26 protein-coding genes are annotated in these 25,419 nt (G+C 73.8%); 14 read left to right on the forward strand and 12 right to left on the reverse strand.

All coding sequences use genetic code 11. The features are described from left to right. Positions 1-55: 55 nt before the first annotated feature. Positions 56-1,351, forward strand: coding sequence for a MerR family transcriptional regulator (locus tag C1N81_RS41145; protein ID WP_394436540.1), 1,296 nt, complete (start codon positions 56-58; stop codon positions 1,349-1,351). 13 nt (positions 1,352-1,364) lie between these two features. Here the strand turns inward: C1N81_RS41145 and C1N81_RS41150 are convergent, their stop codons facing one another. From C1N81_RS41150 to C1N81_RS41160, 3 genes are read right to left on the reverse strand one after another with little or no spacing between them, the layout of a single operon-like run. After that, on the reverse strand, positions 1,365-2,903 hold the full coding sequence (locus tag C1N81_RS41150; protein ID WP_394436541.1) for an FAD-dependent oxidoreductase: 1,539 nt from the start codon (positions 2,901-2,903) through the stop codon (positions 1,365-1,367). Beyond that, on the reverse strand, positions 2,900-3,622 hold the full coding sequence (locus tag C1N81_RS41155; RefSeq protein ID WP_394436542.1) for a methyltransferase domain-containing protein: 723 nt from the start codon (positions 3,620-3,622) through the stop codon (positions 2,900-2,902). The genes C1N81_RS41150 and C1N81_RS41155 overlap by 4 nt, the downstream gene beginning before the upstream one ends. A gap of 29 nt (positions 3,623-3,651) precedes the next feature. Continuing rightward, positions 3,652-4,839 carry a lycopene cyclase family protein gene (locus C1N81_RS41160; RefSeq protein WP_394436543.1) on the reverse strand — a complete coding sequence of 396 codons (1,188 nt, stop codon included), beginning with the start codon at positions 4,837-4,839 and terminating at the stop codon, positions 3,652-3,654. Positions 4,840-5,060: 221 nt separating this feature from the next. Here C1N81_RS41160 and C1N81_RS41165 point away from each other — a divergent pair, with 221 nt between their 5' ends. Genes C1N81_RS41165 through C1N81_RS41180 form a run of 4 tightly spaced genes read left to right on the forward strand, consistent with a single transcriptional unit; the run spans position 5,061 to position 9,836 of the window. Then, the gene (locus C1N81_RS41165; RefSeq protein ID WP_394436544.1) at positions 5,061-6,287 is read left to right on the forward strand and encodes a polyprenyl synthetase family protein; all 1,227 of its coding nucleotides are present in this window, start codon (positions 5,061-5,063) and stop codon (positions 6,285-6,287) included. Further along, on the forward strand, positions 6,284-7,822 hold the full coding sequence (gene crtI / locus C1N81_RS41170) for a phytoene desaturase family protein (RefSeq protein ID WP_394436545.1): 1,539 nt from the start codon (positions 6,284-6,286) through the stop codon (positions 7,820-7,822). Before C1N81_RS41165 ends, crtI begins: the two co-directional genes overlap by 4 nt. Further along, positions 7,819-8,829 (forward strand): phytoene/squalene synthase family protein, encoded by a 1,011-nt coding sequence (locus tag C1N81_RS41175; RefSeq protein WP_394436546.1) that lies wholly within the window; start codon positions 7,819-7,821, stop codon positions 8,827-8,829. Before crtI ends, C1N81_RS41175 begins: the two co-directional genes overlap by 4 nt. Next, the gene (locus tag C1N81_RS41180) at positions 8,826-9,836 is read left to right on the forward strand and encodes a DUF5914 domain-containing protein (RefSeq protein WP_394436547.1); all 1,011 of its coding nucleotides are present in this window, start codon (positions 8,826-8,828) and stop codon (positions 9,834-9,836) included. Before C1N81_RS41175 ends, C1N81_RS41180 begins: the two co-directional genes overlap by 4 nt. 16 nt (positions 9,837-9,852) lie before the next feature. On the opposite strand, the gene C1N81_RS41185 is transcribed toward C1N81_RS41180, so the two are convergent. The 4 genes from C1N81_RS41185 to C1N81_RS41200 all read right to left on the reverse strand — a co-directional run bounded on the left by C1N81_RS41185 (position 9,853) and on the right by C1N81_RS41200 (position 13,835). Further along, entirely contained in the window at positions 9,853-10,032 is a 180-nt protein-coding gene (locus C1N81_RS41185; protein ID WP_394436548.1) for a DUF6480 family protein, read from the reverse strand. 87 nt (positions 10,033-10,119) lie between these two features. Further along, positions 10,120-12,291 carry an ATP-binding protein gene (locus tag C1N81_RS41190; RefSeq protein ID WP_394436549.1) on the reverse strand — a complete coding sequence of 724 codons (2,172 nt, stop codon included), beginning with the start codon at positions 12,289-12,291 and terminating at the stop codon, positions 10,120-10,122. A 76-nt stretch (positions 12,292-12,367) separates the two neighbouring features. Further along, positions 12,368-13,138: a type I methionyl aminopeptidase gene (gene map, locus C1N81_RS41195; RefSeq protein ID WP_394436550.1), complete on the reverse strand. Its 771-nt coding sequence runs from the start codon at positions 13,136-13,138 to the stop codon at positions 12,368-12,370. A gap of 127 nt (positions 13,139-13,265) precedes the next feature. Beyond that, positions 13,266-13,835 carry a DUF6328 family protein gene (locus C1N81_RS41200; RefSeq protein ID WP_394436551.1) on the reverse strand — a complete coding sequence of 190 codons (570 nt, stop codon included), beginning with the start codon at positions 13,833-13,835 and terminating at the stop codon, positions 13,266-13,268. 88 nt (positions 13,836-13,923) lie between these two features. Between C1N81_RS41200 and C1N81_RS41205 the strand changes: the two genes are divergently transcribed. From C1N81_RS41205 to C1N81_RS41215, 3 genes are all read left to right on the forward strand, one after another. Next, on the forward strand, positions 13,924-14,196 hold the full coding sequence (locus C1N81_RS41205) for a hypothetical protein (protein WP_394436552.1): 273 nt from the start codon (positions 13,924-13,926) through the stop codon (positions 14,194-14,196). 71 nt (positions 14,197-14,267) lie between these two features. Next, positions 14,268-15,650 carry an ankyrin repeat domain-containing protein gene (locus tag C1N81_RS41210; RefSeq protein ID WP_394436553.1) on the forward strand — a complete coding sequence of 461 codons (1,383 nt, stop codon included), beginning with the start codon at positions 14,268-14,270 and terminating at the stop codon, positions 15,648-15,650. A 123-nt stretch (positions 15,651-15,773) separates the two neighbouring features. Next, a complete protein-coding gene (locus C1N81_RS41215) occupies positions 15,774-16,436 on the forward strand; it encodes a PepSY domain-containing protein (RefSeq protein WP_394436555.1) in 663 nt (220 codons plus the stop codon). A gap of 42 nt (positions 16,437-16,478) precedes the next feature. Here the strand turns inward: C1N81_RS41215 and C1N81_RS41220 are convergent, their stop codons facing one another. Further along, a complete protein-coding gene (locus C1N81_RS41220; RefSeq protein ID WP_394436556.1) occupies positions 16,479-17,360 on the reverse strand; it encodes a YVTN family beta-propeller repeat protein in 882 nt (293 codons plus the stop codon). Positions 17,361-17,769: 409 nt separating this feature from the next. Between C1N81_RS41220 and C1N81_RS41225 the strand changes: the two genes are divergently transcribed. Further along, complete coding sequence (locus C1N81_RS41225; protein WP_394436558.1) at positions 17,770-18,687, forward strand: SGNH/GDSL hydrolase family protein; 918 nt, start codon at positions 17,770-17,772, stop codon at positions 18,685-18,687. Here C1N81_RS41225 and C1N81_RS41230 read toward each other — a convergent pair. Further along, positions 18,659-19,513 (reverse strand): alpha/beta fold hydrolase, encoded by an 855-nt coding sequence (locus C1N81_RS41230; RefSeq protein ID WP_394436559.1) that lies wholly within the window; start codon positions 19,511-19,513, stop codon positions 18,659-18,661. The genes C1N81_RS41225 and C1N81_RS41230 overlap by 29 nt on opposite strands. 122 nt (positions 19,514-19,635) lie before the next feature. Between C1N81_RS41230 and C1N81_RS41235 the strand changes: the two genes are divergently transcribed. Next, entirely contained in the window at positions 19,636-20,094 is a 459-nt protein-coding gene (locus tag C1N81_RS41235) for a winged helix-turn-helix transcriptional regulator (RefSeq protein WP_394436560.1), read from the forward strand. Between the two features lie 160 nt (positions 20,095-20,254). Here the strand turns inward: C1N81_RS41235 and rpsN are convergent, their stop codons facing one another. Next, a complete protein-coding gene (gene rpsN / locus C1N81_RS41240) occupies positions 20,255-20,560 on the reverse strand; it encodes a 30S ribosomal protein S14 (RefSeq protein ID WP_394436561.1) in 306 nt (101 codons plus the stop codon). Next, positions 20,560-20,796, reverse strand: coding sequence for a 50S ribosomal protein L28 (rpmB, locus tag C1N81_RS41245; RefSeq protein WP_394436562.1), 237 nt, complete (start codon positions 20,794-20,796; stop codon positions 20,560-20,562). Before rpmB ends, rpsN begins: the two co-directional genes overlap by 1 nt. A 147-nt stretch (positions 20,797-20,943) precedes the next feature. Between rpmB and C1N81_RS41250 the strand changes: the two genes are divergently transcribed. From C1N81_RS41250 to C1N81_RS41265, 4 genes are all read left to right on the forward strand, one after another. After that, the gene (locus C1N81_RS41250) at positions 20,944-22,095 is read left to right on the forward strand and encodes a CobW family GTP-binding protein (protein WP_394436564.1); all 1,152 of its coding nucleotides are present in this window, start codon (positions 20,944-20,946) and stop codon (positions 22,093-22,095) included. A 75-nt stretch (positions 22,096-22,170) separates the two neighbouring features. After that, on the forward strand, positions 22,171-22,776 hold the full coding sequence (locus C1N81_RS41255) for a flavodoxin family protein (protein ID WP_394436565.1): 606 nt from the start codon (positions 22,171-22,173) through the stop codon (positions 22,774-22,776). A gap of 310 nt (positions 22,777-23,086) precedes the next feature. After that, positions 23,087-24,037 carry a D-alanyl-D-alanine carboxypeptidase family protein gene (locus tag C1N81_RS41260; protein ID WP_394436566.1) on the forward strand — a complete coding sequence of 317 codons (951 nt, stop codon included), beginning with the start codon at positions 23,087-23,089 and terminating at the stop codon, positions 24,035-24,037. Between the two features lie 164 nt (positions 24,038-24,201). Next, positions 24,202-24,765: a Repetin gene (locus C1N81_RS41265; RefSeq protein ID WP_394436567.1), complete on the forward strand. Its 564-nt coding sequence runs from the start codon at positions 24,202-24,204 to the stop codon at positions 24,763-24,765. Between the two features lie 30 nt (positions 24,766-24,795). Here the strand turns inward: C1N81_RS41265 and C1N81_RS41270 are convergent, their stop codons facing one another. After that, complete coding sequence (locus C1N81_RS41270; RefSeq protein WP_394436568.1) at positions 24,796-25,419, reverse strand: hypothetical protein; 624 nt, start codon at positions 25,417-25,419, stop codon at positions 24,796-24,798.

Below are 25,419 nucleotides of genomic sequence, written 5' to 3' on the forward strand. Positions count from 1 at the left end.
CGGCCGCTCATTTCGACTCGCATCGAATGTGCATCGCTTTCCGAAGGACTCCGCAGTGTCTTCTTCTTCGCCCTCTTCGCAGGCCGCATCGGTTCTGCAGCGTTCGACCGGCGACGGCGCCGGAATCACCTCGGGCTCGCTCGCGCGCCGCCTGGGCGTCTCGCCCACGACGCTGCGCTCGTGGGACCAGCGCTACGACCTCGGCCCGGCCGGACGCGGCCACGGCCGCCACCGCCGCTGGTCGCCCCGCGACGTCGCCATGCTCGAGGACATGTGCCGGCTGACGGCCGCCGGGATCCCGCCCGCCGAAGCGGCGCGCGTGGCCAAGGAGCGCGCGGGCGCGGCGCGGCAGGAGGAAACCTTCCCGCAGGGCGACGGGAGCGGGCAGGGCGACGGGAGCGGGCAGGGCAATGGGAGCGCGCAGGACGACGGGAGCGCGCAGGACGACCGGAGCGCGCCGGGCGGCGAGGGGAACGGCGCCGCCGCCACGACCGCCGCGCCAGCGGAGACGTCCCTCACCACCACCGGGTCCGCGGGGTCTGGAAAGGTGCCCGCGGCCGTCCCCGGAAGCGCGTCCGCCGCTGTCGCCGGGAAGAGGTCCGGCGCCGGGTCCGCAGGGGCCGGGAACGGGTCCGCAGGCGCGGGGAGCGGGTCCGCAGGGGCCGGGAACGGGTCCGCCGCCGCGCCGCCCCTGCCGCCGCTCGGCGCGGTCCGGGCCGAGTGCCGCGGCCTCGCACGGGCCGCCTTCCGTCTCGACGCGGCCGCCCTCCAGGAGCAACTGGACACCTTCGTCCGCCGCCACGGAGTGATCACCGCGTGGGAGGAGCTCATGCTGCCCGCGCTGCACGCGATCGGGCGCACCTGGGAGTCCTCCGGCGACCGCTACATCGAGGTCGAACACCTCCTGGCCTGGCACGTCTCCACCGCCCTGCGCAACGCCCGGTTCCTGCTCGGGCCCCCGCCCGCCCCCAGGGACGACGCCTCGGTGCTCCTGGCCTGTGTCCCCGGCGAGCAGCACACCCTGCCGCTGGAGGCCGCCAACGCGGCGCTCCTGCGCGTCGGGCGGCCCGTGCGGATGCTGGGCGCGGCGGTCCCGGCCGAGGCGCTGATCACCGCTGTACGCCGCACCGGGCCCGCCGGTGTCATGCTCTGGGCGCAGACCCGCTCCCTGGCGGACACCCCGCTCGCGACCCACCTGCTGCGGACGACCTGGGGCCCCAAGGGCGCGCGTCAGAAGCCCGCCCTGTACCTGGCGGGCCCCGGCTGGCGGGGCACGTCGATAGAGGGCGCCCTGCACCCGCAGGGGCTGCGGGAAGCCATCGCCCTGCTGGAACCCGCGGCCCGCGGCTGACGGCCGAGGCGCTTCAGCGGGCCAGGCGGCGCAGGACGGCGTTGCGGCCGCGCGTCGGCACCGTCCACACCTCGTGCCCCCGCAGCCGCCACCGCCGCAGCAGCGCGTCGGCCGCGAGCAGGCCGCTGGTCGCCGCCCGTTCCATCAGCGCCACCGGCAGGTCCGTACGCACCAGGTCACCGGCGACCATGAGGGACGGGTGGGACGTGCGTACGGTGGGGCGGTCCGCGTAGCCGCCGACCTCGAACAGCGGGCAGTCGTCCCGCCACTCGTGCCGGGCGTCGACGAGGCGCGCGTCCCGCGTCTCGGGGTAGACGCGGTGCAACTGGTCGACGAGATGGTCCTGTTCGGCTTTCCGGTCGACATCGTCACCGACCGCGTAGGCGTGCAGTTCGACGACCGAACCGCCCGCCCGGCGCGACCAGTCCCGCGCCTCGTGCTCCCAGCGTTCGAGGACGCTCACATTGTCGAGGCCGCCGTAGCCGCTGGTGCCGAGGAAGCCCGCGCGGTCGGCGGCGACCGGCCGGTCGAGCCACAGCCGGGAGACGAGGAAGGCGGGCGCCGTGCGCAGCCGGGCGACCCGGGCGTACCAGCCGTCGTCGGCGAGGCCGGGGCTGCGCTCGGCCAGCGACTGCAGGCCGCGGGTGTCGAGCGCGAGCACGCACGCGTCGTACGCCTCGCCGCGCGCGCCCGCCTCCAGGGCGAAACCGCCGTCGGGGGCCGAGGCGACGCGGTCGACGGGGGTGGAGACCCGGATGTCGACGCCCAGCGTCTCCAGGTAGCGGCTCAGCGGGTCCCACAGGGCCGCCGGGAACGGCTCGTTGGGCACGTCGAACAGGAGCCCCTCGGCCGAGCCCAGGAAGTAGATGTGGAACATCAGCGCCATCTCGGCCGCCGACAGTTCGCGCGGATCGGCGAAGAAGCTCCGTGAGAACACCTCGAAGGCCAGGTGGTGGGCGGCCTCGGGGAAGCGGATGGTGGCCAGGAAGTCGTGCGCGCTGACCGCGTCGAGACGCTCGTAGACCTCCGGGACGCGGACGTCCATGAGTGGCAGGGCGGCCCGCGCGTTCATCCGGGGCAGGTCGCGCAAGGTGAACGTGGGGCTGGTCAGGGCGAAGCCCATGGCGCTCCACGGAGGGGTCCGCGGCACGTGCTCGAAGCTGTCCCGCGCGCCGTCCGCGTGCCACAGCGGGTAGTCCGGCAGCCGGGTCAGGCGCTCCAGGTGCGGGTCCGTGCGCCGCAGCAGGGCGCGCAGGTTGTAGTACTGCCGGAAGAAGGCGTGGAAGCCGCGGCTCATGGTGGCCCGTGAGCCGTCCGTGAGGCGGGTGCTCCAGCCGGCAAGGCGTCCGCCGAGGGTGTCCTCGCGTTCGAAGAGGGTGACGCGCACGCCGCGTTCGGCGAGGCCGACGGCGGCGGCGAGTCCGGCGATGCCGCCTCCCACGACGGCGGCCGACGGAGGGGTGCCGGTCGCGGACGGCGCGCCCGGAGCGGCCGGCAGGCGGCCGGCCAGCCGGTCCCGTGCCCCCGGCGGCAGGTCGGTCCCGCGCCTCATGCGGCCGTCCCGCCCTGCGGCACCTGGCCGACGACGGTGTGCGTGATGCCGGTCTGCCAGCCGGGCAGCGGCAGCACCCGGACCCGCGCGAACCCCGCGCCCGTGAGCCGCCCCGCGAACTGGTCGGCGGTGTCGAACTCGACGACGCTGCGCCACAGATGCCGGTACAGCGCCCCGTCGCCCAGGGCCGTGGTGACGGGCAGCAGCCCCGCGCAGACCGCCGACCACACGGCGCGGTGCCTGCGCGCCCCGCTCAGCGTGTAGTCGTGCACGGCGAGGCGGCCGCCGGGGCGCAGCACGTCGCGCACGGCGGACAGGACCCGGCCGGGCTCGGCCGTGTTGCGGAACAGGTAGGCGGCGAAGACCGCGTCGAACCCGCCACCGATCCCGGCGCCGGACAGGTTCTCCGCCGGGCTGTGCACGAAGGTGACGCCGCTCGGCCAGCGTTTGGCGGCGGCCCGCTCCAGCATTCCGGCCGACGCGTCCACCGCGGTGATCTCCGCGTGCGGCAGCGCCGAGAGCAGGGCGGCGGTCGACGCGCCCGTGCCGCACCCCAGGTCGAGGACGCGCGGCGGCCGTCCGTGCGCGGGAAGACCGAGGCGGCGCGCCGAGCGCCGCAGATGGGCGTGGTACCCGGGGTTGGCCCGCACGAGCGCGTCGTAGCTGCGGGCGGCGTGGTCGAACGCCCCGGCGAGGGTGGCGTCGTGCAGCGTCGGCATGGTTCTCCTTGACGGGACCCGGCGGGGGGTCAGGGGCCTGGGAAGGGGCGCAGGGGCTGGGCGGGGAGCGTCGCGGCGCTGCGCAGCAGGGGCAGGACCGGGCTGTGCAGGCCGATGGCGAGGTCCTCGTAGACGGTGGTGGCGCCGTCGAGGAAGCGCAGCAGGCGCGGGGTGGGGACGCGGGAGAACAGGCGGGTGAAGAAGGCCGCCCCGTCGAGGCGGCCGCTCGCCAGGGCGTGCAGCAGGATCGCGTCCATGGCGCGGGAGCGCAGCGAGTGCGGCGCGGGCGGCACCGGCCGCCGGCCCGCGTGCAGGGCGGCGGCGATGGCCGCCGTCTGGCGCTGGATGGCGGCGAAGGTGTACCCCGTCGAGGGGCGGGTGGCGCCGCCCGCCGCGCCGATCCGGAAGACGGAGGGGCCGCTCTGGCGCGCGAACCGGGCGTCCGTCATGGGGATGACGCCCTCCTCCCGCGCCTCGACGTCGTAGGCGCCGACCGCGAGGACCGTGTCCAGGTAGGCGCGCAGGGCGTGGTCGTACTCCTCGGAGGGCAGCACCGACGGCGAGAACTGGGTGTACTCCACCAGCGCGGTGTGCGGGCTGGTGGGCAGCACGTAGCTGAAGGCGAGGCCGCGCTCCGGCTGCGGGGTGCGGAAGTCCATCAGCTCGACGGAGTCCGGGTCGAAGACGGGCCGCGCGGTGCGTACGAACCAGCCGCGGAAGTGCTGGAGCAGCGTCGTCCGCGCCGGGGGCAGGCTGCCGAGGGGCCGGGAGTCGAAGACCCAGCGGGCGGACAGGGTGTCGTGGCGTCCTTGGGCCGTTCGCAGCAGCACTTGCGCGCCGCGCGCGGTCCCCTCGATGCCCTCGACGACGCCCTCGGTGCGGGTCAGCGCGGGGTGCGACGTGAGGCGCCGCCCGACGGCCGCCTCGAAGTCGGGGGAGCGGATCATCTTGTACCGCAGCCCACCGGTACGGGTGTCCACGAGGCGCCCGTCGGTGCCGCGCACCCGCATCCGGCTCCAGGCGGCGGTGACGGCCTCGTCGTAGCGGCCGGCGCCGCTCTCCCAGAAGCACCAGGTGCGGGGCGGTGGGCGCAAGGGGCCGGGGGGCGGCTCCACCAGGCGCACCGTCAGGGCGGCGCGGCCCGTGGCGGTGCACAACCGTTCCGCCAGGGAGAGCCCGGCGGCTCCCGCGCCGATGATGACCACGTCCGACCGCACACATACCTCCTGCCCCGACGACCGCCCGCTCCGGACATGTTTTCCGCCGCTGTCCCCCTCATGGATGCGCGATTGCGCGGATCCGGCGGAACGGGATGCGGGCGGCGGCCGAAGTTGCTCCGGTTGCCGCAGTACGGCGCATCCGATCACGTGGGTGGCAGGGAATGCCCTGCAACACCTTTGATCACCTGCCCATGCGAAGCCACCACGAAGGAGCCGACATGCCTCCCGACGAGGCGACAGGCGCCACCACGACTGTCGCGCCGGACGCGGCGGGCCGGGCGGACCACGGTCCTTCCCCGCACGGCGGCCGTCCGCCCGTGCCCGCGCGCGTGCGGCAGATCGACGCCGACGTAGCGCGGACGGTCGAACGCCGCCTGGGCCAGTTGCTCGCGCCCCGCGTCGCGCAGGCCACGGCCGCCGACGCGGCCTTCGGCACCGACGTCGCCGGGCGCGTCGCACGCTTCACGCTCGACGGCGGACGACGCCTTCGCCCGCAGTTCCTGTGGTGGGGCCTGCGCGTGTGCGGCCTGCCCGACGACGAGCAGACCGAGGCCGCCGTCCGGCTCGGCGCCGCGCTCGAACTCATCCAGACCTGCGCCCTGGTCCACGACGACGTCATGGACCGCGCCTCCACGCGGCGCGACGGCCCCGCGCTCCACGTCGACCTGGCCGCGGACCACGAGCCGTCCGCGCACCCCGGCCGGGACCGGTTCGGCGAGTCCGCCGCGATCCTCGCCGGGGACCTCGCCCTCGCCTGGGCCGACGACGAGGCCGCCGCCGTGCCCCTGCCCGAGCGGCGCGCGGCCCGCGTCCGCGACACCTGGTCCCGGATGCGGACGGAGATGGTCGCCGGACAGTATCTGGACCTGCGGGGCGAACTGACCCGGAGCAGGTCCCTCAGGCGCGCCCTGAGCGCCGCCTGCCTCAAGACCGCCCTGTACACGGTGGAGCGGCCCCTCCAGCTCGGCGCGCTCCTGGCCGACGCCGACGAAACGACTCTGCACGCGCTCGGCGCGGCGGGGCGCGGCGCCGGTCTCGCCTTCCAGCTGCGCAACGACCTGGACGACGTGTTCGCCGACAGCACCGGGCGCTCCGAGCCCGCGGGCGGCGACCTGCGCGCCGGGAAGCCCACCTACCTGGTCGCCCTCGCCCACGCGCGTGCCGAGGCGGACGGCGACCGGCACGCCTTGCGCGTCCTCGACCACTGCCTGGGCCGCCCGGATCTGACCGAGAGCGACCTGGACGAGATCCGCGACGTCCTCGAACGCACCGGCGCCCGCCACAACGTCGAGGACAAGATCAGCAGCCTGATCGCCCGCAGCACCCGCCACCTGGACACCGCCCCGCTCGACCCGGCGGCCCGTACCCGGCTGCGGACCCTGATGCACCGGGCGGCCGGCGCCCGCACCGCGGCGGTCACCGTGGCCCAGGGAGCGGTCGAATGAGGACCGTACGCGGCAAGACGGACCATGTCGTCGTCGTGGGCGCGGGCCTGTCCGGGCTCGCGGCCGCGCTCCACCTGCTCGGCGCCGGGCGCCGGGTCACCGTCGTGGAGCGGGAGGACCTGCCCGGCGGCCGGGCCGGGCGGCTGACGCGCGGCGGGTACCGGATCGACACGGGACCGACCGTGCTCACCATGCCCGACCTCGCCGACGAACCCTTCGCCGCCGTGGGGGAGCGGCTGCGCGACCGCGTCGAACTCGTCCCCCTCCACCCCGCCTACCGGGCCTCCTTCGCCGACGGCAGCACCCTCGACGTGCACACCGACGCCGCCGCCATGCACGAGGCCGTGCGGGAGTTCGCGGGACCCCGGGAGGCGGCCGGGTACGCGCGCCTGCGCGCATGGCTGCACCGCCTCTACCAGGCGCAGATGCGGCACTTCATCGACACCAACTTCGACTCCCCGCTGCAACTGCTCACCCCCGACCTGGCCCGGCTCGCCGCGCTCGGCGGCTTCGGCCGCATGGACGCCCGGATCAGCCGGTTCATCAAGGACGAGCGGCTGCGCCGCGTCTTCTCCTTCCAGGCGCTGTACGCCGGAGTCCCGCCCGCCCGCGCCCTGGCCGCCTACGCCGTCATCGCCTACATGGACACCGTCGCGGGCGTGTACTTCCCGCGCGGCGGTATGCACGCCCTGCCGCAGGCCATGGCGGACGCCGCCGCGGCGGCAGGCGCCGAGCTGCGCTACGGGCGCCGCGTCGAGCGCCTGGAACGCAGCGGCGACCGCGTCACCGCCGTCGTCACCGACAGCGAGCGGATCCCCTGCGACGCCGTCGTCCTCACCCCCGACCTGCCCGTCACCTACCGCCTGCTCGGCCATACCCCCCGCCGCACCGTGCTGCTGCGCCATGCCCCGTCGGCCGTCATCCTGCACGCCGGGACCGACCGCACCTGGCCCCAACTGGCGCACCACACGCTGTCGTTCGGGGCCGCCTGGCACGGCACCTTCGACGAGCTGACCCGGCACGGCCGCCTCATGAGCGACCCCTCGCTGCTCATCACCCGGCCCACCGCCACCGACCCCGGGCTCGCACCGCCCGGCAAGCACCTGCACTACATCCTGGCGCCCTGTCCCAATACCGACATCGGGCCGAGCGCCGCGCACTGGGGCGATCTGGCGCCCCGTTACCGCGGCGAGCTCCTCGCCGAGCTGGAGCGCCGCGGCCTGGACGGCATCGGCGACGCCATCGACGAGCAGTGCCTCGTCACCCCGGCCGACTGGCACGCCCAGGAACACGCGGCGGGCACCCCGTTCTCCGCCGCCCACACCTTCGCCCAGACCGGCCCCTTCCGCCCCCGCAACCTCGTGCGCGGCACGGCCAACGCGGTCCTCGCGGGCTGCGGCACCACCCCGGGCGTCGGGGTGCCCACCGTGCTGCTGTCCGGAAAGCTCGCCGCCGCCAGGATCACCGGCCTGCGCACCACCCCGTCGCCCCGCGCCCCCTACCGGCTCACGACCTCAGAAGGAGCGCCCTCGTGACCGCCCGAGAACTCGACGCCGCAGGCATCACAGAGCCGGCGCTGCGCCAGGCGTACGCCCACTGCCGCCGCCTCAACGCCCGGCACGGCAAGACGTACTTCCTCGCCACCCGGCTCCTCCCGGCCCACCGCCGCCCGGCCGTCCACGCCCTGTACGGCTTCGCCCGCTGGGCCGACGACATCGTCGACACGGGCCGGACGGACCCCCTGGAGCGCACCGCCGCGCTGGACCGGCTGTCGGCGAGCCTGCGCCACGGCCTGAGCGCGCGCACCAGCGGCGAACCCGTCGTGCGGGCGCTCGCCGACACCGCGCGGCGCTACGCGATCGACACCCGCCACTTCCACGACTTCATGACGGCGATGCGCGCCGACCTGACCGTCACCGACTACCCCACCTACGCCGACCTGCGCCGCTACATGCACGGCTCGGCGGCCGTGATCGGGCTCCAGATGGTCCCCGTCCTCGGCACCACCGTGCCGCGCGAGGAGGCGGAACCGTACGCGGCCGCCCTCGGCGTCGCCTTCCAGCTCACCAACTTCCTGCGCGACGTGGGCGAGGACCTCGACCGGGGCCGGATCTATGTCCCCGGCGATCTGCTGAGCGCCCACGGCGTCGATCGCGGACTGCTGAGCTGGAGCCGGGACACCGGTCGCCGCGACCCCCGTGTCACACGGGCGCTCAAGGCCTTCGAGGAGCTGACGCGCGGCGTGTACCGGCAGGCGCTCCCCGGCATCGCCCTCCTCGACCCCGTCTCCCGCCCCTGCATCCGCAGCGCCTTCGTGCTCTACTCCGGCATCCTCGACGCCGTCGCCGACGACGGCTACCGCGTGCTGCACCGCCGCGCGGTGGTCCCGCGCCGCCGCCGCACGGTCGTCGCCCTCGACGGCCTGGCCCGCATCGCGCACGCCCGGCTCAGCCACCGCTCCGCGCCCCCGGCCCCGCCCGTCGCGCCGGTGAGCGTGCACGCGGAAGCGACCGGCGAGCCCGTCTGCCGGGGGGCCGCATGAGCGGCCGGCCCACGCGGTCCCGCTTCCCGCTGACCCTGCGCAGGAACCCGCCCGCCTGGCACCGCCAGGAGCCCACCTGGCGCGCGGCCCGCCCCGCGCTGATCGAGGCCGCGCTGAAACGCTCCCAGACCCGCCCCTCCGGCAACTGGTACGTGGTCGGGTCCCCCGACGAGGTGCCGCGCGACAAGCCGCTCGGCCGCACGGTCGCGGGCCGGGAACTCATCGTCTGGCGGGACGACGAGGGGAACCTCGCCGCCGGCCCCGGCGCCTGCCCGCACCTGGGCGCGCCGCTGAAGGACAGCCCCGTACGGTGCGGCGAAGTGGTCTGCCACTGGCACGGGCTCGCCCTCGGTACGGGCGGCAAGGCGGGCTGGCGCACCCTGCCCGTCCACGACGACGGGGTGCTGATGTGGGTGCGTCTGAACGGCGCGGGCGACGAGCAGCCGCTCGACCGGCCGGTCGTCCCGCCGCGCCCGGAGCCGGACAGGTCCCTGCACGCCGTCTACACGGGCGTCGGCCGCTGCGAACCGGAGGACATCGTCGCGAACCGGCTCGACCCCTGGCACGGCGCCTGGTTCCACCCGTACTCGTTCGTCGACCTGCGCGTCGTCGACAGCCCTGCGGGCGATACGGACGAAGCGGACGACGCGTTCGTCGTGGAGGTCTCCTTCCGGCTCACGTCCCGGCTGGTCGTCCCGGTCCGCGCCGTCTTCACCGCGCCGGAGCCCCGCACGGTCGTCATGCACATCACCGACGGGGAAGGCCGCGACTCCGTGGTGGAGACGCACGCCACGCCGCTCACCCCCGCCGGCCACCCCGCGCCCCGCACCGCCGTCGTGGAAGCGGTGATCGCCACGTCGGAGCGGCCCGGCTTCGCCCTCGCCCGCCACGCCTCCGCCGCCCTGCGCCCGCTGATGCGCGCGGCGGCGGGACGGCTGTGGCGCGACGACCTCGCCTACGCGGAACGCCGCTACGCGCTGCGCTCCCGGGGCGATCTGCCCTGCTGACGCCGGGGCGCCGCTGTCACAGCCCCGCGATACGGGCCGCGAAGAAGGCGGCGACCAGGACGGCGCCGATCACGATGAGCCACACCCACCAGGCGGGGTGTTCCCACACCCCGCCGTCGGCGCGCTCCTGATGGGCCTCGGCGATCGAGCCTTCCACCGGGGGTGTCTCCGTCGGGGGTACCTGTATGTGCGTCATCCCTCCACGGTCCCTCGCGCCGGGCATGCCCGCATGTCGGGCGCGAGGACGGGCGCCGTGGGCCGCCTCACGCGCGGCCCGGCCCGCTCACGATCCGGCCGCCGCACCGTTCAGCGCCTCGGCGATGCCCGCGTCGAGGTCGGTCCGGTAGCCGGTGTCGAAGGCGCGGTCGTAGGCGGCCGCACCGAGCGCCGCGCGGGTGCGGCCGACGCAGTCCTCGTGGGCCGCGACCCAGGAGGGGATGCCGACCTGAGGGCGGCCGAGGGTGTCCCACAGCTGGTGGGCCAGGCCGAGCAGCCGGGCCGCCCGTTCCGCCTGGCCGTCGGCGATCGCGCACTGGGCGATGGCTTCCAGGCACATCCCGGAGCCGAAGCTGTCGTGCATCCGGTGCTTGACGGTCAGGGAGGCGCGGGCGGACCGTTCGGCGTCGGCGACGCGCCCGAGGGCGAGTTCGGCCTGGGCGCGGATGGAGTCGCCCCAGGCGCGCATCCATGTCTCGCCCGCGGCGTCGCACACCTGCCGCATCTCGTCCAGGCCGGGCAGGGCGTCCTCGGCCATCCCCATCGCCACGCGCGCGTGGCTGCCGACGGAGAGCGAGCCGAGGCCGGGAACGCTGAGCATCGTCTCGGGGGAGCGGCTGTGCCGGGCGCGCAGTTCGTCGGTCAGCTTCAGCACGGTCATCGCGTCACCGCGCAGCGCCGCCGTCACCACGGTCACCGACTTGGCGAGGCTGTCCTCCTCCTCGCCGAACCGCGGGGCGAGGGCGGCGCACTCGACGTCGATCTCCTCCAGGGCGGGCAGATCGCCGAGTTCGGTCAGGACGAGGCCCTGGGCGTAGAGCGCCTTGAGGCGGAGCGGGCTGGGTCCCGTGAACGCGGCCAGGGCGCGGTCGAGGTAGTGCCGTCCTTCCCGGGCGAGCCCGCACGCGTACCAGAGGAACCACAGGTCACCGGCCATGCCGAGGCCGATCCGGCTGTCGGCGGAGCCGAGGCAGGACTCCAGGGCGAGCCGCAGGTTGTCGAACTCGGCGTGCATGCGCTCGTACCAGTAGAACTGGTCGGGCCCCATCCAGGCCGCGTCGCCCTCGCGGGCGAGCCGCAGGTACCAGGTGCGGTGGCGGCGCCGGAACTCCCGGCCCTCGCCCAGGCTGCGCAGCCAGTCCTCGCCGTACTCGCGGATCGTGTCGAGCATCCGGTAGCGCTCACCGGCCGCCGTCGGCTCCCACGTGATGATCGACTTCTCGGCGAGTCCGGACAGGAGCCGGGGGATGTCGGCGCGGTCGAGACGGTCGTCGCCGCAGACCTGTACGGCGCCCTCCGCGTCGAAGCTGCCGACGAACACCGACAGGCGCGCCCACAGCAACCGCTCGGCGGGGGTGCACAGTTGGTGGCTCCAGCCGATCGCGGTGCGCAGCGCCTGGTGCCACAGCGGGTCGGCCTGACCGGCGTCCTCGCGCCCGGTCCCCGGAGCACCGTCGACGGTCGCGCTGCCGTCGTCGAGCACCGCGAAGCGGTCGGAGATCCGGTCGGCGAGGCGGTCGGCCAGCTCACCCGGCGACAGTTCGCGCAGCCGGGCCGCCGCCAGCTCGATCGCCAGCGGCAGGCCCTCCAGCTGCCGGCACAGCCGCTCCAGATCGGGCCGGCCCGCCTCGGTGACCGTGAACCCGGGGACGACCCGCGCCGCCCGCTCGGCGAGCAGCACCAGCGCGTCCGCGTCCGGGCCGCCCTGCCGGGCCGCCGCCTGCGCGGAGCCCGGCACCGGCAGCGGCTCCACGGCCAGCAACTCCTCGGCCGCCACGCCGAGCGGACGCCGGCTCGTCGCGAGGATCCGCAGACCTGGGGAGGCACCGGTCAACCGCTCGACCACGGGCCGCAGTTCGGCCGTCAGGTGCTCGCACGTGTCGAGGACGAGGAGCAGGTGGCGCCCGGCGAGGTAGTGCGCCAGGGCGTCGATCACCGGGACGGCCGTCTGGTGCGCCATGGGCAGCGCCTCGGCGATGGTGTGCGGCAGCAGCGCGCCGTCGCGCAGCCCCGAGAGGGACACCCAGTACGCCCCGTCGCGCAGCTCGGGCGGCAGCTGCGCGGCGACGCCCTGGGCAAGGCGGGTCTTGCCCACGCCCCCGACGCCGACGAGCGTCACCACCTGGCGGGGGCCGAGCGCCCGCACGACCTGTGCCAGCTCCGTCCGGCGGCCGACCAGATCACCGGTCGTCCGGGGCGGCTCACCCGCCCGCCGCTCACGTTGCTTGTCCGCCGCCATGATTCAACTCCTGCGTGGTGTGACGTGGTTCACCGTCAGTGCTATCAACTCGGCAGGGTACGGCGGGGCGTTATGGCTACTTCGGCAGGGTGAGGATCTCGGCCCCGTCCTCGGTGACGGCGATGGTGTGCTCCGTGTGCGCGGTGCGGCAGCCGGTCGCACTGCGCAGCGTCCAGCCGTCGTCGTCGGTGACGAGCTCGGCGGTGTCGGCCATGACCCACGGCTCCAGGGCGAGCAGCAGTCCGGGGCGCAGGGTGTAACCGCGGCCCGGGCGACCGGTGTTGGGGACGTGCGGGTCCTGGTGCATCGTCGAGCCGATGCCGTGGCCGCCGAACTCGGTGTTGATCGGGTAGCCCGCCTCGCTCAGCACCGTGCCGATGGCGTGGGAGAGGTCGCCGATACGGGCGCCGGGTCCGGCGGCGGCGATGCCGGCGGCGAGGGCGCGTTCGGTGGTCTCGATCAGCGCGATGTCCGCCGGGTCCTCGCGCTTGCCGACGACGAAGCTGATGGCGGCGTCCGCCGCGACCCCGTTCAGCGAGACGGCCAGGTCGAGCGTGAGGAGGTCGCCGTCGGCCAGGGTGCGGTCGTGGGGCAGTCCGTGCAGGACGGCGTCGTTGACCGCCGTGCAGATGTAGTGGCCGAACGGGCCGCGGCCGAAGGAGGGCGCGTAGTCCACGTAGCAGGACTGCGCACCCGCCTCGGTGATCATCTTCTGGGTCCACCGGTCGATGTCCAGAAGGTTCGTGCCGACCGTGCTGCGGCTGCGCAGCTCCTGGAGGATGGACCCGACCAGGGCGCCGGTGTCCTTGGCCCGGCTCAGGAGGGTGGGGTTCAGGATCTCGATCACGTCATGCTCTTCTCACGTAGCCGCGCGGGCATCCAATAACTATACCGGGCTTACTATACCGGTATTAGAATCGGAGACGTGATCGACCGGCACTGCCGCCCCCGGGCGGTCGCCCCGGAGTGGCCCCTCAGGCGGCCGCCTGGCGACGGTCCGAGCGCTTCTTGAGCAGCATCGGCAGCGCGTACCAGCACAGCGCGAACCACACGAGGATCAAGGCGGCCAGGACCTCTGCGAGCAAATTGGGCAGCACCACGTGCAGGATCAGGAGCACCGTGCCGCTGATGGTGAGCGCGAGCAGGACGAGCCCCGTGACCATCAGCCGCCCCGCCGTACGCACCAGGTCGTCCTTCATCCGCTGGCCCGTGAGCAGCCGGTGCAGGGACACCGGGGCGATGAGGACGCCGGTGGCGGCGGCGCCGAGCAGCACGGTCGCCACGTAGACGGTGGTGTCGAAGGCGCCGAGGTCGTCGAAGCTCGGGGTGAAGGCGACGCTCAGCAGAAAGCCGAAGAGAATCTGCACACCGGTCTGCGCGACGCGCGTCTCCTGCAGGATCTCGGCCCATTGCCGGTTGGCCCGCTCGTGCGCCTCTTCCTGCGCGGCCTTCTCACTGTCGTGCCGCTCACGCGCCTCTTCCTGCGCTGCCTTCTCGGTGTCGTGCCGCTCGGCGGCCGTTCTGGATATCTCACCAATGCTCACGGAAACTCCCTTCGTAGAGAGCCGGATGCCCCCGGACGCGACAAATACGTGACGCTTCCACCAGCCCGTCGGGGGCATACGGGGCGGCATGAGCCTTCACGAGAAGCACGACACCGCGCCGGACATGGGAGAGATGGAGCGCGGCACCCCGCACCGCACCGAGGCACGCCACCGCATGTGGGCCCAGGCGTGGACCGCGCTGTGCGTCCTGCTCGCCCTGTGGTCCGTGGCCTGGGGCATCGGCTGGGCCGCCGGAACGATGGACGCCTGGGCATACGGCCTGGCCGGCCTCGTCCTGCTGGGCTGCGCACTCTGGGCAAGGCGCTCCGCGATCCGGAACACACCGCCGCGCAGCCTCTGAAACGCGGGCCGTCGAACCGCCTTTGACGGCCGGGCCTAGGGTGGCCTGGTGCGAGCGACGGGGGCGGCGACATGACCGAGGCGGAACTCGGCCCACGGCTCCGGGCGGCGATCAAGGCGGGCGACGCCTGGGCGGTCCGGGACCTGCTGCGCGACGGAGCCGACCCGAACGCGCTCGACGCGGACGGCCTGCCGGTGCTGTGCCTGGCCGTCGCGGCCTACGACGCTCCGGTGGCCGAGGCCCTCGTGGACGGCGGCGCGGACCCCGGCCATGAGCTGCCGGACGGGACGACGCCGCTGCTCCGCGCCGTCGAAGGCGGCTCCCCGGCGACGGTCGAGGCGGTCCTTGGCGCCGCCCCTCTGACCCGTCTGCCCGAGGCCGACCGGGCTGCTCTGCTCGCGCTCGCCCGCACGTGGTACGAGGAGGGCGCGGTGGCGGAACTGCGCCGCAGGGCGGGCGTGCGGGGCCCGGTCACGACGGTCCGGGTCCACGACGACGCGCACGGCCTGCACTGGGTTGAGCGGGTCTCGGTCGGTGGCGCCATGGCCGTGCGCGCGGGGCACGGCGCCGTTCTCACCTCACTGGAGACGAGCTTCGGGGTGCGGGTGCCCGTCGACGAACTGGTGGCCCGCGCGGTCGGCCGGTTCGACGAGGACCAGGACGAGGACCATGTGGACTGGTGGGCCGCCTGCTCCGCCCTCGCGGACCGCCGTGGCCCCGGAGCGTCGTGGACCTGGTCGGCCGTGACGGCTCACCGCCACGCCCCCGACCTGGCGTATCGCCGGTTCGCCGCCGACTACTTGTGGATGCGCGGGGTGTACGACCTCGGTCCCGAGTGGGAGGAGAAGGACTGTGAGGTCCTCGTCGCGTGGGCGGCGGACGAAACGGACGGCGCGGTCCTCGCCAGGCTCCTCGACGCCTACACGGAACGCGAGCACCGTGACGGGGTGGCCGTCGGCCTCCGCTACGCGGACCATCCCGACCCGCGCGTACGCCGCGAAGTCCCCTACCTCCTCTGCGCGGTGCGCGGCGCCCGTACCTCCGGGGCCAGGGACGCTGTGCGCACCCTGCTGCGCGACCCGGATCCCGGCGTGCGTCTGGCGGCCTGTGTGGCGAGTGCGGGGGACGCCGGGCTGCGGGCCGAGAACACCGGCGTCCTGCTCGGGTTGCTCGCGGACGCGGGAGCCGAGCCGCCGTCCCAGGCGGTGGAAACCCTCGCGGTCTCCCCGGACCGGAACCCGGCCGTGGCCGACGCCCTGTACGCGGCGCTCGGCGCGGCCGACCCGGTCGTACGTCTGGAGGCCGCCTACGGCCTCGCCATGCGGGACGACCGGCGCACCGCCGATGCCTACGCGCGCGTGGAGCCACTGCTCGGCGGTTCGTGGCCCGATCACCGGGTCAATGCGCTGCGGGAGTGGAGCCGACGGAGGGACGCGGCGGGGGCAGCCGGGTGACGGCTGTGCCGTGCGGGGCCCTGGTGCGGCTCCGGCGCGTCGTAACGTTGCGATATGAGTACAGAACGGAATATTTCTGCCCCTGTGCGCCGTCGCGCGAGCGTCTCTCGCGGTATCGGTCTGGTGTGCGCCGTCGCCGCTGCGGGCGTCCTTCTCACGGCGTGCGGCGACGACAACGACCCGGCGCAGACGGGGTCCGCGCCCGACAACGCCCGCGCGTCGACGTCGCCCTCGGACTCGGGTTCGGGTTCGGACTCCGCCTCGGGCTCGATGTCGCCCTCGGCCTCGGCGGGTGAGCTCACCGGGGACCAGGCCGAGCGGAAGGCCCTCGTGCCGAAGGCCAAGGTCGGCTACGACAAGGCGATGGACACCGCCGTCAAGGCCGTCAGCGGCTCGAAGCCGGTCTCCATCGAGCTCAAGGGCCCAGCGGACAAGCCGAGTTGGGAGGCCGAGGTCGCGGCGGACGACGGGACGAAGAGCACCGTCCGCGTGGACGCGGTCACGGGGAAGGCAGGTGCGGCCCGGACCGACTCGGACCAGGACACCGACGACAAGAAGGAACTCGCCGGCCTGCTCTCCAAGGCCAAGGTGACGCCGCAGCAGGCCGCCGGGACCGCGACCGGCAGGACGAAGGGCACGGTCACCTCCGTCGAACTCGACGACACGGACCAGGGCGCCGCCGTCTGGTCCGTCGACGTAGTGAACACCGGCGACTGGAACAAGACGACGTACGACATCGACGCGGCCGACCTCAAGGTGCTCCGCGAGCACGTCGACCGGGACTGAGCGTGGCGGCTACCGCTCCGCTCCCCTTGGTGTGATGGCGAGTCACCTCGGTGTGATGGCGATGCCCTCGGGCCCGTGCCCGGTGCGCAGGGTCGTCCGTACCTTCGGGACCGTCGGGTCGACGACCGAGACGGTGTCGGAACCCTCGTTGGTGACCCAGACCCGGCTCCCGCCCGGGGCGACGGCGAGGCCCTGCGGGTTCTTGCCGACGGGTACCCGGGACAGTACGCGGCCGGACTTCGTGTCGATGACGAGGAGTTGACCGGCCCCGGAGTCCGCCGCGTAGAGCCGCCGTCCGTCGGGGCTGACGCCGAGGCTCAGCGGCGCTTTGCCGACCGGCCAGGTCGCCGTGGTCCTCCGGGTGGCGGGGTCGATCACCGAGATGGTGCCGGCACCCGTATCGGCGACGAAGACCCGGTCCCCTTTCCCGGTGGCGGCGATTCCGCTGGGGAAATCGCCCACCGGAATACGGGCCACGGGTTTGTTCTCCTTGGACAGGACCGTGACGTCGTTGCCGCCGCTGTCGGTGACATAAGCGGTTCCGTCGGGCAGCGTCGCCACACTGTGCGGGAGCGCGCCGGTCCACGGTGTCGCGACGACCTTTCGGCTGCGCGTGTCGATGACCGACACATCGTCACTGCCCCAGTTCGCCGCGAAAACCCGGCGCCCGTCGCGGCTCGGGAACGCGGAATAGGGAAAGGGGCCGACCGGGACGGTCGCGACCACCTTCTGGCCGGTGGTCTCGATGAAGGAAACCGTCCCGGCCCTGCCGTTCGCCACGTATGCGTGCGCACCGTCCGGGGCCGCGCCGGCACCGGTCGGCTCCTTGCCGACGGAGACGGTTCTGAGGGGCCGTTCGAGACGGACGTCGAAGGCGGAGACGTTGTTCGAGCCGCTGTTGGCGACGAAGGCGACGATGCGCATCGGGAAACCTTCCGCACCGTGGCCGCCCTTCGGCGCGGGACGTTCCGGTGACGGCGGCGGGGCGCACAGCGCGGGGGACGTGCACGCCAGGACGGCGAGCAGGCACCCGAACGTCAGACGGACGGAGAAACGGCGGCGGCCCATGAATGCCTTTCGCTGTGGTGTGTGTGGGGGGAAGGGGGGAGGCCCGGGACGGACACATCCAGCCAAACGCGCGCATTGCGCATTCCGTACGGGCAAGGGTGCGGGCGAAAAGGGAATTCGTTCTTTCGGTGGCCGGGCCCGTGGCAATCCGCCCCTTACCCATACATGCGGGAGTCATATGAGAAGCGGCCGCGACACTCCAACGGCCCCGGCGCCGGGGTAAGGTGCGAATCTTCCGGAGAGCCTGTTCCAGGGGAGGGGCAACATGAGGCGTGGGACGCGTGCGGCCACAGCGACAGCCAAGCGGTGTACGACGACGGCGCTCGCGGCGCTGAGCAGTTGCGCGCTCACCGTGGGACTGGCCGGCACGGCCGCGGCCGCCGCCCCCGGCGCACCGTCGGGAGGCCACCGCCCGGCCTACGTGGCGCTCGGCGACTCCTACACCTCGGGGCCCGGGATTCCGGCCCAGGTCGACGCCGGCTGCGCGCGGTCCGACCACAACTACCCGTCGCTCACCGCCCGGAGCCGTCACCTCACGTCGTTCACGGACGTGAGCTGCGGCGGCGCGACGACCGCCGAGATGTGGCAGGCGCAAGGCACCAACAAGCCCCAGCTGGACGCCGTACGACGCGACACCGACCTCGTGACCCTGCAGATCGGCGGCAATGACATCGGCTTCGGCTCGATCATCAGCACCTGCGCGGGACTCGGCGCGCAGGACCTGTCCGGCAACCCCTGCCAGAAGCACTACAACGCCGCGGGCTACGACGCGCTGACGCTGAAGATCCTCCAGACGGCGCCCAAGGTCACCCGCGTCCTGCGGGCCGTGCACGCCAAAGCGCCTCACGCCCGCGTGGTCGTCGTCGGCTATCCCGCGCTCCTGCCCGACGACGGCACCGGCTGCTACCCGACCGTCCCCTTCGCGGCCAAGGACTTCCCCTACCTGCGGGACACCCAGAAACGGCTTAACCTCATGCTGCGCGCCGTGGCACACCTGAACCGGGCCGACTACGTCGACACGTATCGCCCGACGGTGGGACACGACATGTGCAAAGCCCCCGCCGACCGCTGGATCGAACCCCTGAGCCCGACCTCACCGGCCGCCCCGGCGCACCCCAACGCCAAGGGGCAGGAGGCCATGGCGGGGGCGCTCCTCAAGACGCTGACGCGAGGAAAGGGCTGAGGAGTCGCAGCAGGGCGGCGGGCCGGTGCAGCGGCACGATATGACCGCAGTCGTCGAGTGAATGGCCCGTCAAGTCATCGGCCAGGGGCGTCAGTTGACGCTCCAGAGCCGGGCCCACCGGGTGCGCGCCGACGACCATGACCGGCATGGTGAGCCGCGCCCGTTCCGTGGCCCGCCGCAACTGCCGCGCGCTCTCCGGCAGGGCACGGTAGTACGAGAAGGCGCAGCGCAGGGCGTCGCGGCCGCTGTAGGCGGCGACGAACGCGTCCCGCACGGCGGGCGGCACGCCCTCGCCCAGGGTTCCGCTGTCGAGGAAGAAGTCCACGTACCGCGCCTCGTTGCCCGCCAGTACGGACTCGGCGAGGCCGGGCACCGCGTGGAAACCGAACCACCACGGGGGTCCATCGGCCAGAAAGTCCTCCGCCCCGGGCAGCCCACCGGCCACCGCCTCCATGACGGCCAGCCGTCGTACGAGGCCGGGGTGGCGCAGGGCGAGGGAGAGGGCCGGGGACACCCCCGCGTCGATGGCCACCACCGCGGCGGAGGCGACCCCCAAGGAGGTGAGCAGGGCGCGGGCGTCGTCGGCGAGCGTGTCGGCGTCGTAGCCGGCGGACGCGCGCTCGCTGGCGCCGAATCCGCGCAGATCGGGGGCGATCACCCGGTGCCGGGCGGACAGCGGCCCGAGCACACGCTCCCAGACCTGCCAGGTGTGCGGGAAACCGTGGAGCAGCAGGACGGCGGGGCCGTGTCCGGCGAGCGCGACGTTCAGATGAACGCCGTTGACCCGGACACGGCGAAGTTCCACCTGGGCGGAGGGAGAGGACATGGCGCACCTTTCGACAACCGGTGATCAGGACCGGTAACCATCGGATACCAGGGCACGCTAGGTGGCTAGGCTGGGCACCGGAAGACGGCACTTCGGCGACAGGTGGTGAGGTCCAGGTGACCATGACCGACTCGACGGCGCAGGGCGCGACCGGTCCGCGCGGTGATCTCTTCGCGCCCGCGTGTCCGACCCGCAAGCTCCTCGACCGCATCGGCACGAAGTGGGTCTCCATGGCGGTCAAGGTGCTGGCGGAGGAGGCGGAGGAGGCGGAGGAGGCGGAGAAGGCGGAAGAGGCGGGGGAGACCGAGGGGGCGGGCGAGGTGCGGTTCGCGGAGCTGCGGCGCCGGATGCCGGGCATCTCGCAGAAGATGCTGTCGGTCACCTTGCGGGGCATGGCGCGCGACGGGCTGGTCGCCAGGCGCGTCGAACCGACGGTGCCGCCCCGGGTGTTCTACCGGCTGACCCCGCTCGGCCTCTCCCTGGACGAACCCCTCGCCGTGCTGCGGGAGTGGGCCGAGACACACATGCCGGAGATCGACCGGGCCAACGAGCGGTTCGCTCAGGAGGACGCCCCCGCGTAGCGACAGCCGGCGCCCGCGGCCCGGCGCCCGCCGCCCGGTGCCCCCGGCTGACTGCCGCCCATGACTCCGGCTGACTGCCGCCCGATGACCCCGGCTGACCGCCCGGGACCCGCAGGGCGCCGCACCACCCTGCGTGCCCCTCAGCTCTTCAACTCACGGCTCACCAGGAGGACTTGGTGACCCCGGGCAGGAATCCGGCATGGGCCTGCTCCCGCACCCGTACGCGCGACAGCCCGAACTTGCGCAGGTGACCGCGCGGGCGCCCGTCCACGCTGTCGCGGTTGCGGACCCGGGTCGCGCTGGCGTCGCGCGGCTGGCGGCGAAGCTCGGCGAGGGCGGCGCTCCGTTCGGCGGGCGGGGTGTCCGGGCGCCCGATGACGCGCTTCAGCTCGGCGCGGCGTGCGGCGTACCGGGCGACGATCACCTTGCGCTTCTCGTTCTGCGCGATCTTGCTCTTCTTGGCCATCAGACCTTTCCTCCCTGGGCGCGGATCCGGGCGACGGCGGCCTCGATGCCGATGCGGTCGACGGTCTTGACGCCGCGCGCGCTGAGCGTGAGGCGGACGTGCCGCCCCTCGCTCGCCAGCCAGTACCGCTTGCGCTGGATGTTGGGGTCGAAGCGGCGCGAGGTGCGCCGGTGCGAGTGGGACACGGAGTTGCCGAAGCCCGGCCGGGCGCCGGTCAGTTGGCAGTGGGCGGACATGTGGACCTGCCTTTCGGGGGGTGAGCACGGACAGGTGACTTGGAAATGGAAACCATTGTCATTAGAGTACGTCATGGCATCCGCCGCGATGCACACGCGCCCCGCACCCAGACCGAGCCCCCGGGCTCGCCCGCCCGAAGGACACCTATGAACCACGGAACCCGCATGCCCGTCGTGATCGTGGCCGGGCTCCACTCCGCCGCGCGCCGGGAAACGGTCGAGGGCCTGCTGCGCACCGTCCCCGACAGCGTCGCCCTCCACCACGACCTGTCCACCGCGGGCGACGGCACCGTCCTGCGCGTCCTGCGCGACGCCTCGGGCGAGCTGTCCCGCGGCGAGGCCGCGCTCGTGAACGACTGCGCGTGCTGCGCCCTGCGCGAGGACCTCGTCCCCGAGCTGGAGCGGCTCGCGGACGGCGGGCTCACCCGGCTCGCGATCGTCGAACTGTGGGACTCCGTCGAGCCCAGGGCGATGGCCGAGGTCGTCGCCGCGCACGCCGGTGACGTACTCGCACTCACCAACGTCGTCACGGCCGTCGACCCCGCCCTCGTCCTGCCCTGCCTCGGCAACGGCGACGACCTCGCCGACGTGGGGCTCGCGGCCGCGGCGAGCGACCAGCGGACGGTCAGCGACACCTGGGCCAGGCAGCTGGAGTACGCCCCGGTCCTCGCCGTCGTCGACAGTGAGGAGGCCGACGACGAGGACCGCGCGCTCCTCGCCCAGCTCCACCCGCTGGCCCGGCACGTGGCCGCCGGGTCCGCCGAACTCGCCGGCCTCGCCTTCGCCGGGTTCGACGTGGAGAGCGCGGCCGCCGCGCAGCACCCGGCCTGCGCGCTGCTGCCGCAGGAGGCGGACGCGTCCGGGGTCGTCACCTTCGTCTGGCACCACGACCGGCCCTTCCACCCCGGCCGCCTCTACCAGGCCCTGGAGGACCTGTGCTGCGCCGCCGCGCGCAGCCGCGGCCGGTTCTGGCTCGCGGACCGCCCCGACACCCTGCTCGCCTGGGACGCGGCGGGCGGCGCCCTGTGCGTCGAGAACGCCGGGCCCTGGCTCGCCTCGCTGCCCGACGCCGCCTGGGACCTGGTCCCGCCCGTGCGCAGGGCGGCCGCCGCGCTCGACTGGCATCCCGCGCACGGCGACCGCTGTCAGCACCTCGTCTTCACGTCACCGGGGCTCGACCGCGACAACCTCGCCCGGCTGCTCGACTCCTGCCTCCTCACCGACGCGGAGTACGCCGCGGGGCGCGACGCGTGGAAGCGGCTGCCGTCCGCCTTCGACACCTTGCTCGACGCCGCCTGAGACACCTGCGCACACGGCCGGGTGAATACGTGTCAGGGGCGCTCGGCACCGGTGGGGAACGGGGGGGTTCGCCCCATGCGAGCACTCGTCATCAACTGCACCCTCAAAGCCTCACCACAACCCTCCAACACGGAGGCACTCGCCGGCACGGTCATCGCCGCCCTCAAGGGGCACGGAGTCGAGGTGGACCTTCTGCGGGCCGTCGACCTGAACCTGAAGCCCGGCGTCGAGACGGACATGGGGGAGGGGGACGACTGGCCGGACGTGCACGAGAAGCTGCTCGCGGCGCGGATCCTGGTCATCGCGTCGCCGACCTGGCTCGGCCGCCCCTCCTCCGTCGCCCAGCGCGTGCTCGAGCGGATGGACGCCATGCTCGCCGAGACCGACGACCAGGAGCGCCCCGTCGCCTTCAACCGGGTGGCCGGAACCGTCGTCACCGGCAACGAGGACGGCGCCCACCACGTCATCAGCGAGATCCACGGCGCCCTCGGCGACATCGGCTACACGATTCCGGGCCAGGCGTGGACCTACTGGCACCTCGGCCCCGGCCCGGGCCCCGACTACCTGGACGACGACCGCGGCCACGACTGGGCCACCTCGACCGGCCGCGCCATGGCCTCCCACCTCGTCCATGTGGCCCGGGCCCTCGACCACCACCCGGTGCCCGCGCCGCCGACCTGAACCGGGGCCCCGCGCCGGTGGCGGAGCGGAGTCGGCCCTGTGCGCAACGCTGTCCGGGTCATAGGACCCGCCGAGTGTCTGCACGACATCTCCATCGTTGTAGAGCCTGTTACGGGGCCATGACATGGCGATCTTGACAATCTGCGTCCGTGCGCAAGTAGGTTCGGTATGCACTGAGTTCCTCAGGTGTACCTGCTTCCGCAGGTGTACCGAGTCCGCTGTGTACCGAGTTCCGCTGTGTACCGGGTTCCGCGGTGCACCGAGATCCGCCACGAGCCGACGCGCCCGCGCCGGGAAAGAAGGATGCCTGATGGGTTCGCACGCCCGCCCCAGCCGGATCCACCGCACCGGAGCGAGGATCGCGACGGTCGCGCTCGTCGGGGCCGTCCTGCCGGTCACGGCCGGCGGCCTCGCCGAGGCGGCCACCGCCGCACCGGCACCCCGGGACCAGGGCGCGACGACCGCGAGCGACCAGGCCGCCCCCGACATCACCGCCGACCACGCCTTCCTCCTCGACGCCCGCGACGGCAGCCAGGAGCGCGCCATGTGGGCCGGCGTCAAGGCCGACGAGAGCGTCTCGATGGCCAGCACGACCAAAATCATGACGGCCCTGGTGGTGCTCAGGGAACCGGAGTCGCTCGACCGGCAGATCACGGTCAAGCAGGAGTACCGCGACTACGTGACGGAGAACGGCGCCAGCACGGCCGACCTCCAGGTCGGTGACAGGCTGACCGCCCGCCAGCTCCTGCACGCCATGCTGCTCCCGTCCGGCGGTGACGCGGCGATGGCCCTCGCCGACAGTTTCGGCACCGGCGACACCATCGAGGCGCGCGTCGCCGACTTCGAGAACCGGATGAACGCCGAGGCACGTCAACTGGGCCTCAGCGGAACCCACTTCGACTCCTTCGACGGCATCTCGCACGGTGACAACCGCTCCACCGCCCGCGACCTCGCCAAGCTCGGCCAGCGCGCGATGCTGAAGCCGGTCTTCGCCGACATCGTCAAGCTCAAGCAGTACAAGACGGAGGCCCCCGCCGCCAACGGCCGCACCCGCTACTACACCTGGAACACCACCAACGACCTGCTGAGCACCTACGACGGCGCTCTCGGCATCAAGACCGGCAGCGGCGCCGAGGCCGGTTACTCCCTCGTGTTCGCGGCGGAGCGCGACCATCGCACCCTGGTCGGCGCCATCGTCGGCGCCGACCACGAGGTCTTCGGCGACGCCGCCAAGATGCTCGACTGGGGCTTCGCCCGCTAGCGCGCGACCTCGGTCGTACGCGCGTGTCCTCCTGGGGACGCAGGCCGCTCGGGATCTCCCACCCTCCGGCGGACGTCCGATGCCACCTCGGGCGCGATGTGGCGGGAGCGCGCAGCCCGGAGAGTGGAAGCCGTCCGAGCGACCCACTCACCGGGAGGACCGCCATGAACCGCCGTACGAGGACCGCCGTACTCTGTGCCACGCTCCTGCTCACCGCCGCGGCGGCCGGATCCACCGCCGCGTCCGCGAACGGGGACGCGAACGGGGACGCGGACGGGGACCACCGACGGGAGGCCGCCGCTCTCACCGGCACCGCGAAGCTGCAGCGGTCCAGCGCGGAAGACATCACCCTCTCCTTCGACGCGCACCTGGCGGCGAAGGACACGGACAACCCGCTCAAGGCGACGGGGACCTTCGAGTGGAGCCACTACCTCGACGGCGACGGCGCCTGGGCGAAGGCGAAGATCAACTGCCTTGTCACCGGGGGCAAGGTAGCGGTCGTCTCCGGCGTCATCACCGACTCCGACCTGCCCGGCGCGAAGGGGAAACAGGTCGGCATCACCGTCCACGACCTCGGCCGCCACGACCGGCTCGGCTACAGCTGGGCCTCGACCGGCACGCCCGTCGAGACCGGCGCCATGCCCAAGTGCGTGAGCTCGGCACCCTTCGAGAAGGTCGCGCGGGGCACGGGCGACTACACGGTCGTCCCCTGGCAGCCGAACTTGTAGAGTGCGCCGCCGGCAGGACGACGTACGGGGTCAGGCTCCGGGCTCTGGTGCACCGCGGGCAGCGGCAGGGGCCCGCAGTTCCACCACGGTCGCCGCGAACGCCAGTGGGCCCGGCAGCAGCGGCACGAGCAGCGGTATCGACCAGGCGAGCAGCGCGGCGAGGAGCACGGCGGCGGCCAGGAGCGCGGCCGGGCGGGGGTCCGCGAGCGAACGGGCCAGCGCCTCGCGCACCGACAGCCGGTCCGCGCCGCCGAGCGCGGTGGAGCGCAGACCGACGGTCGCCGCCCCCAGGGCGAGCAGGACGAGGACGGGTGCCATGACGGGCGCCCCGGGCAGCGGGCTGTCCAGGAGCGCCGCGTCCACCAGCAGCACCAGGACGAGCAGGGGCGGAAGGAGCCCACCGGCCAGGCTCCGCGCGGTCAGGTGCGTCCGCAGGGCCCGTACGTACGCGGCGGCCGTGACCGGCGCTCCGGTGCGGGCGCCGGCCCCGAGCGTGGCGGACGCGGCGCAGAACGCGGCGGGCAGCGTCAGCACGGGCAGGCAGGCGACGCTCGTGAGGAGGCCGACGAGCAACATGTCGGCGAAGAGCGAGAAACCCGAACCGAAGACCTCTCCGGCCTCGCGCCGCCCGCGCGGTTCGACAGGTGTCCGCAT

It is taken from the genome of Streptomyces sp. SGAir0957, assembly GCF_043523415.1.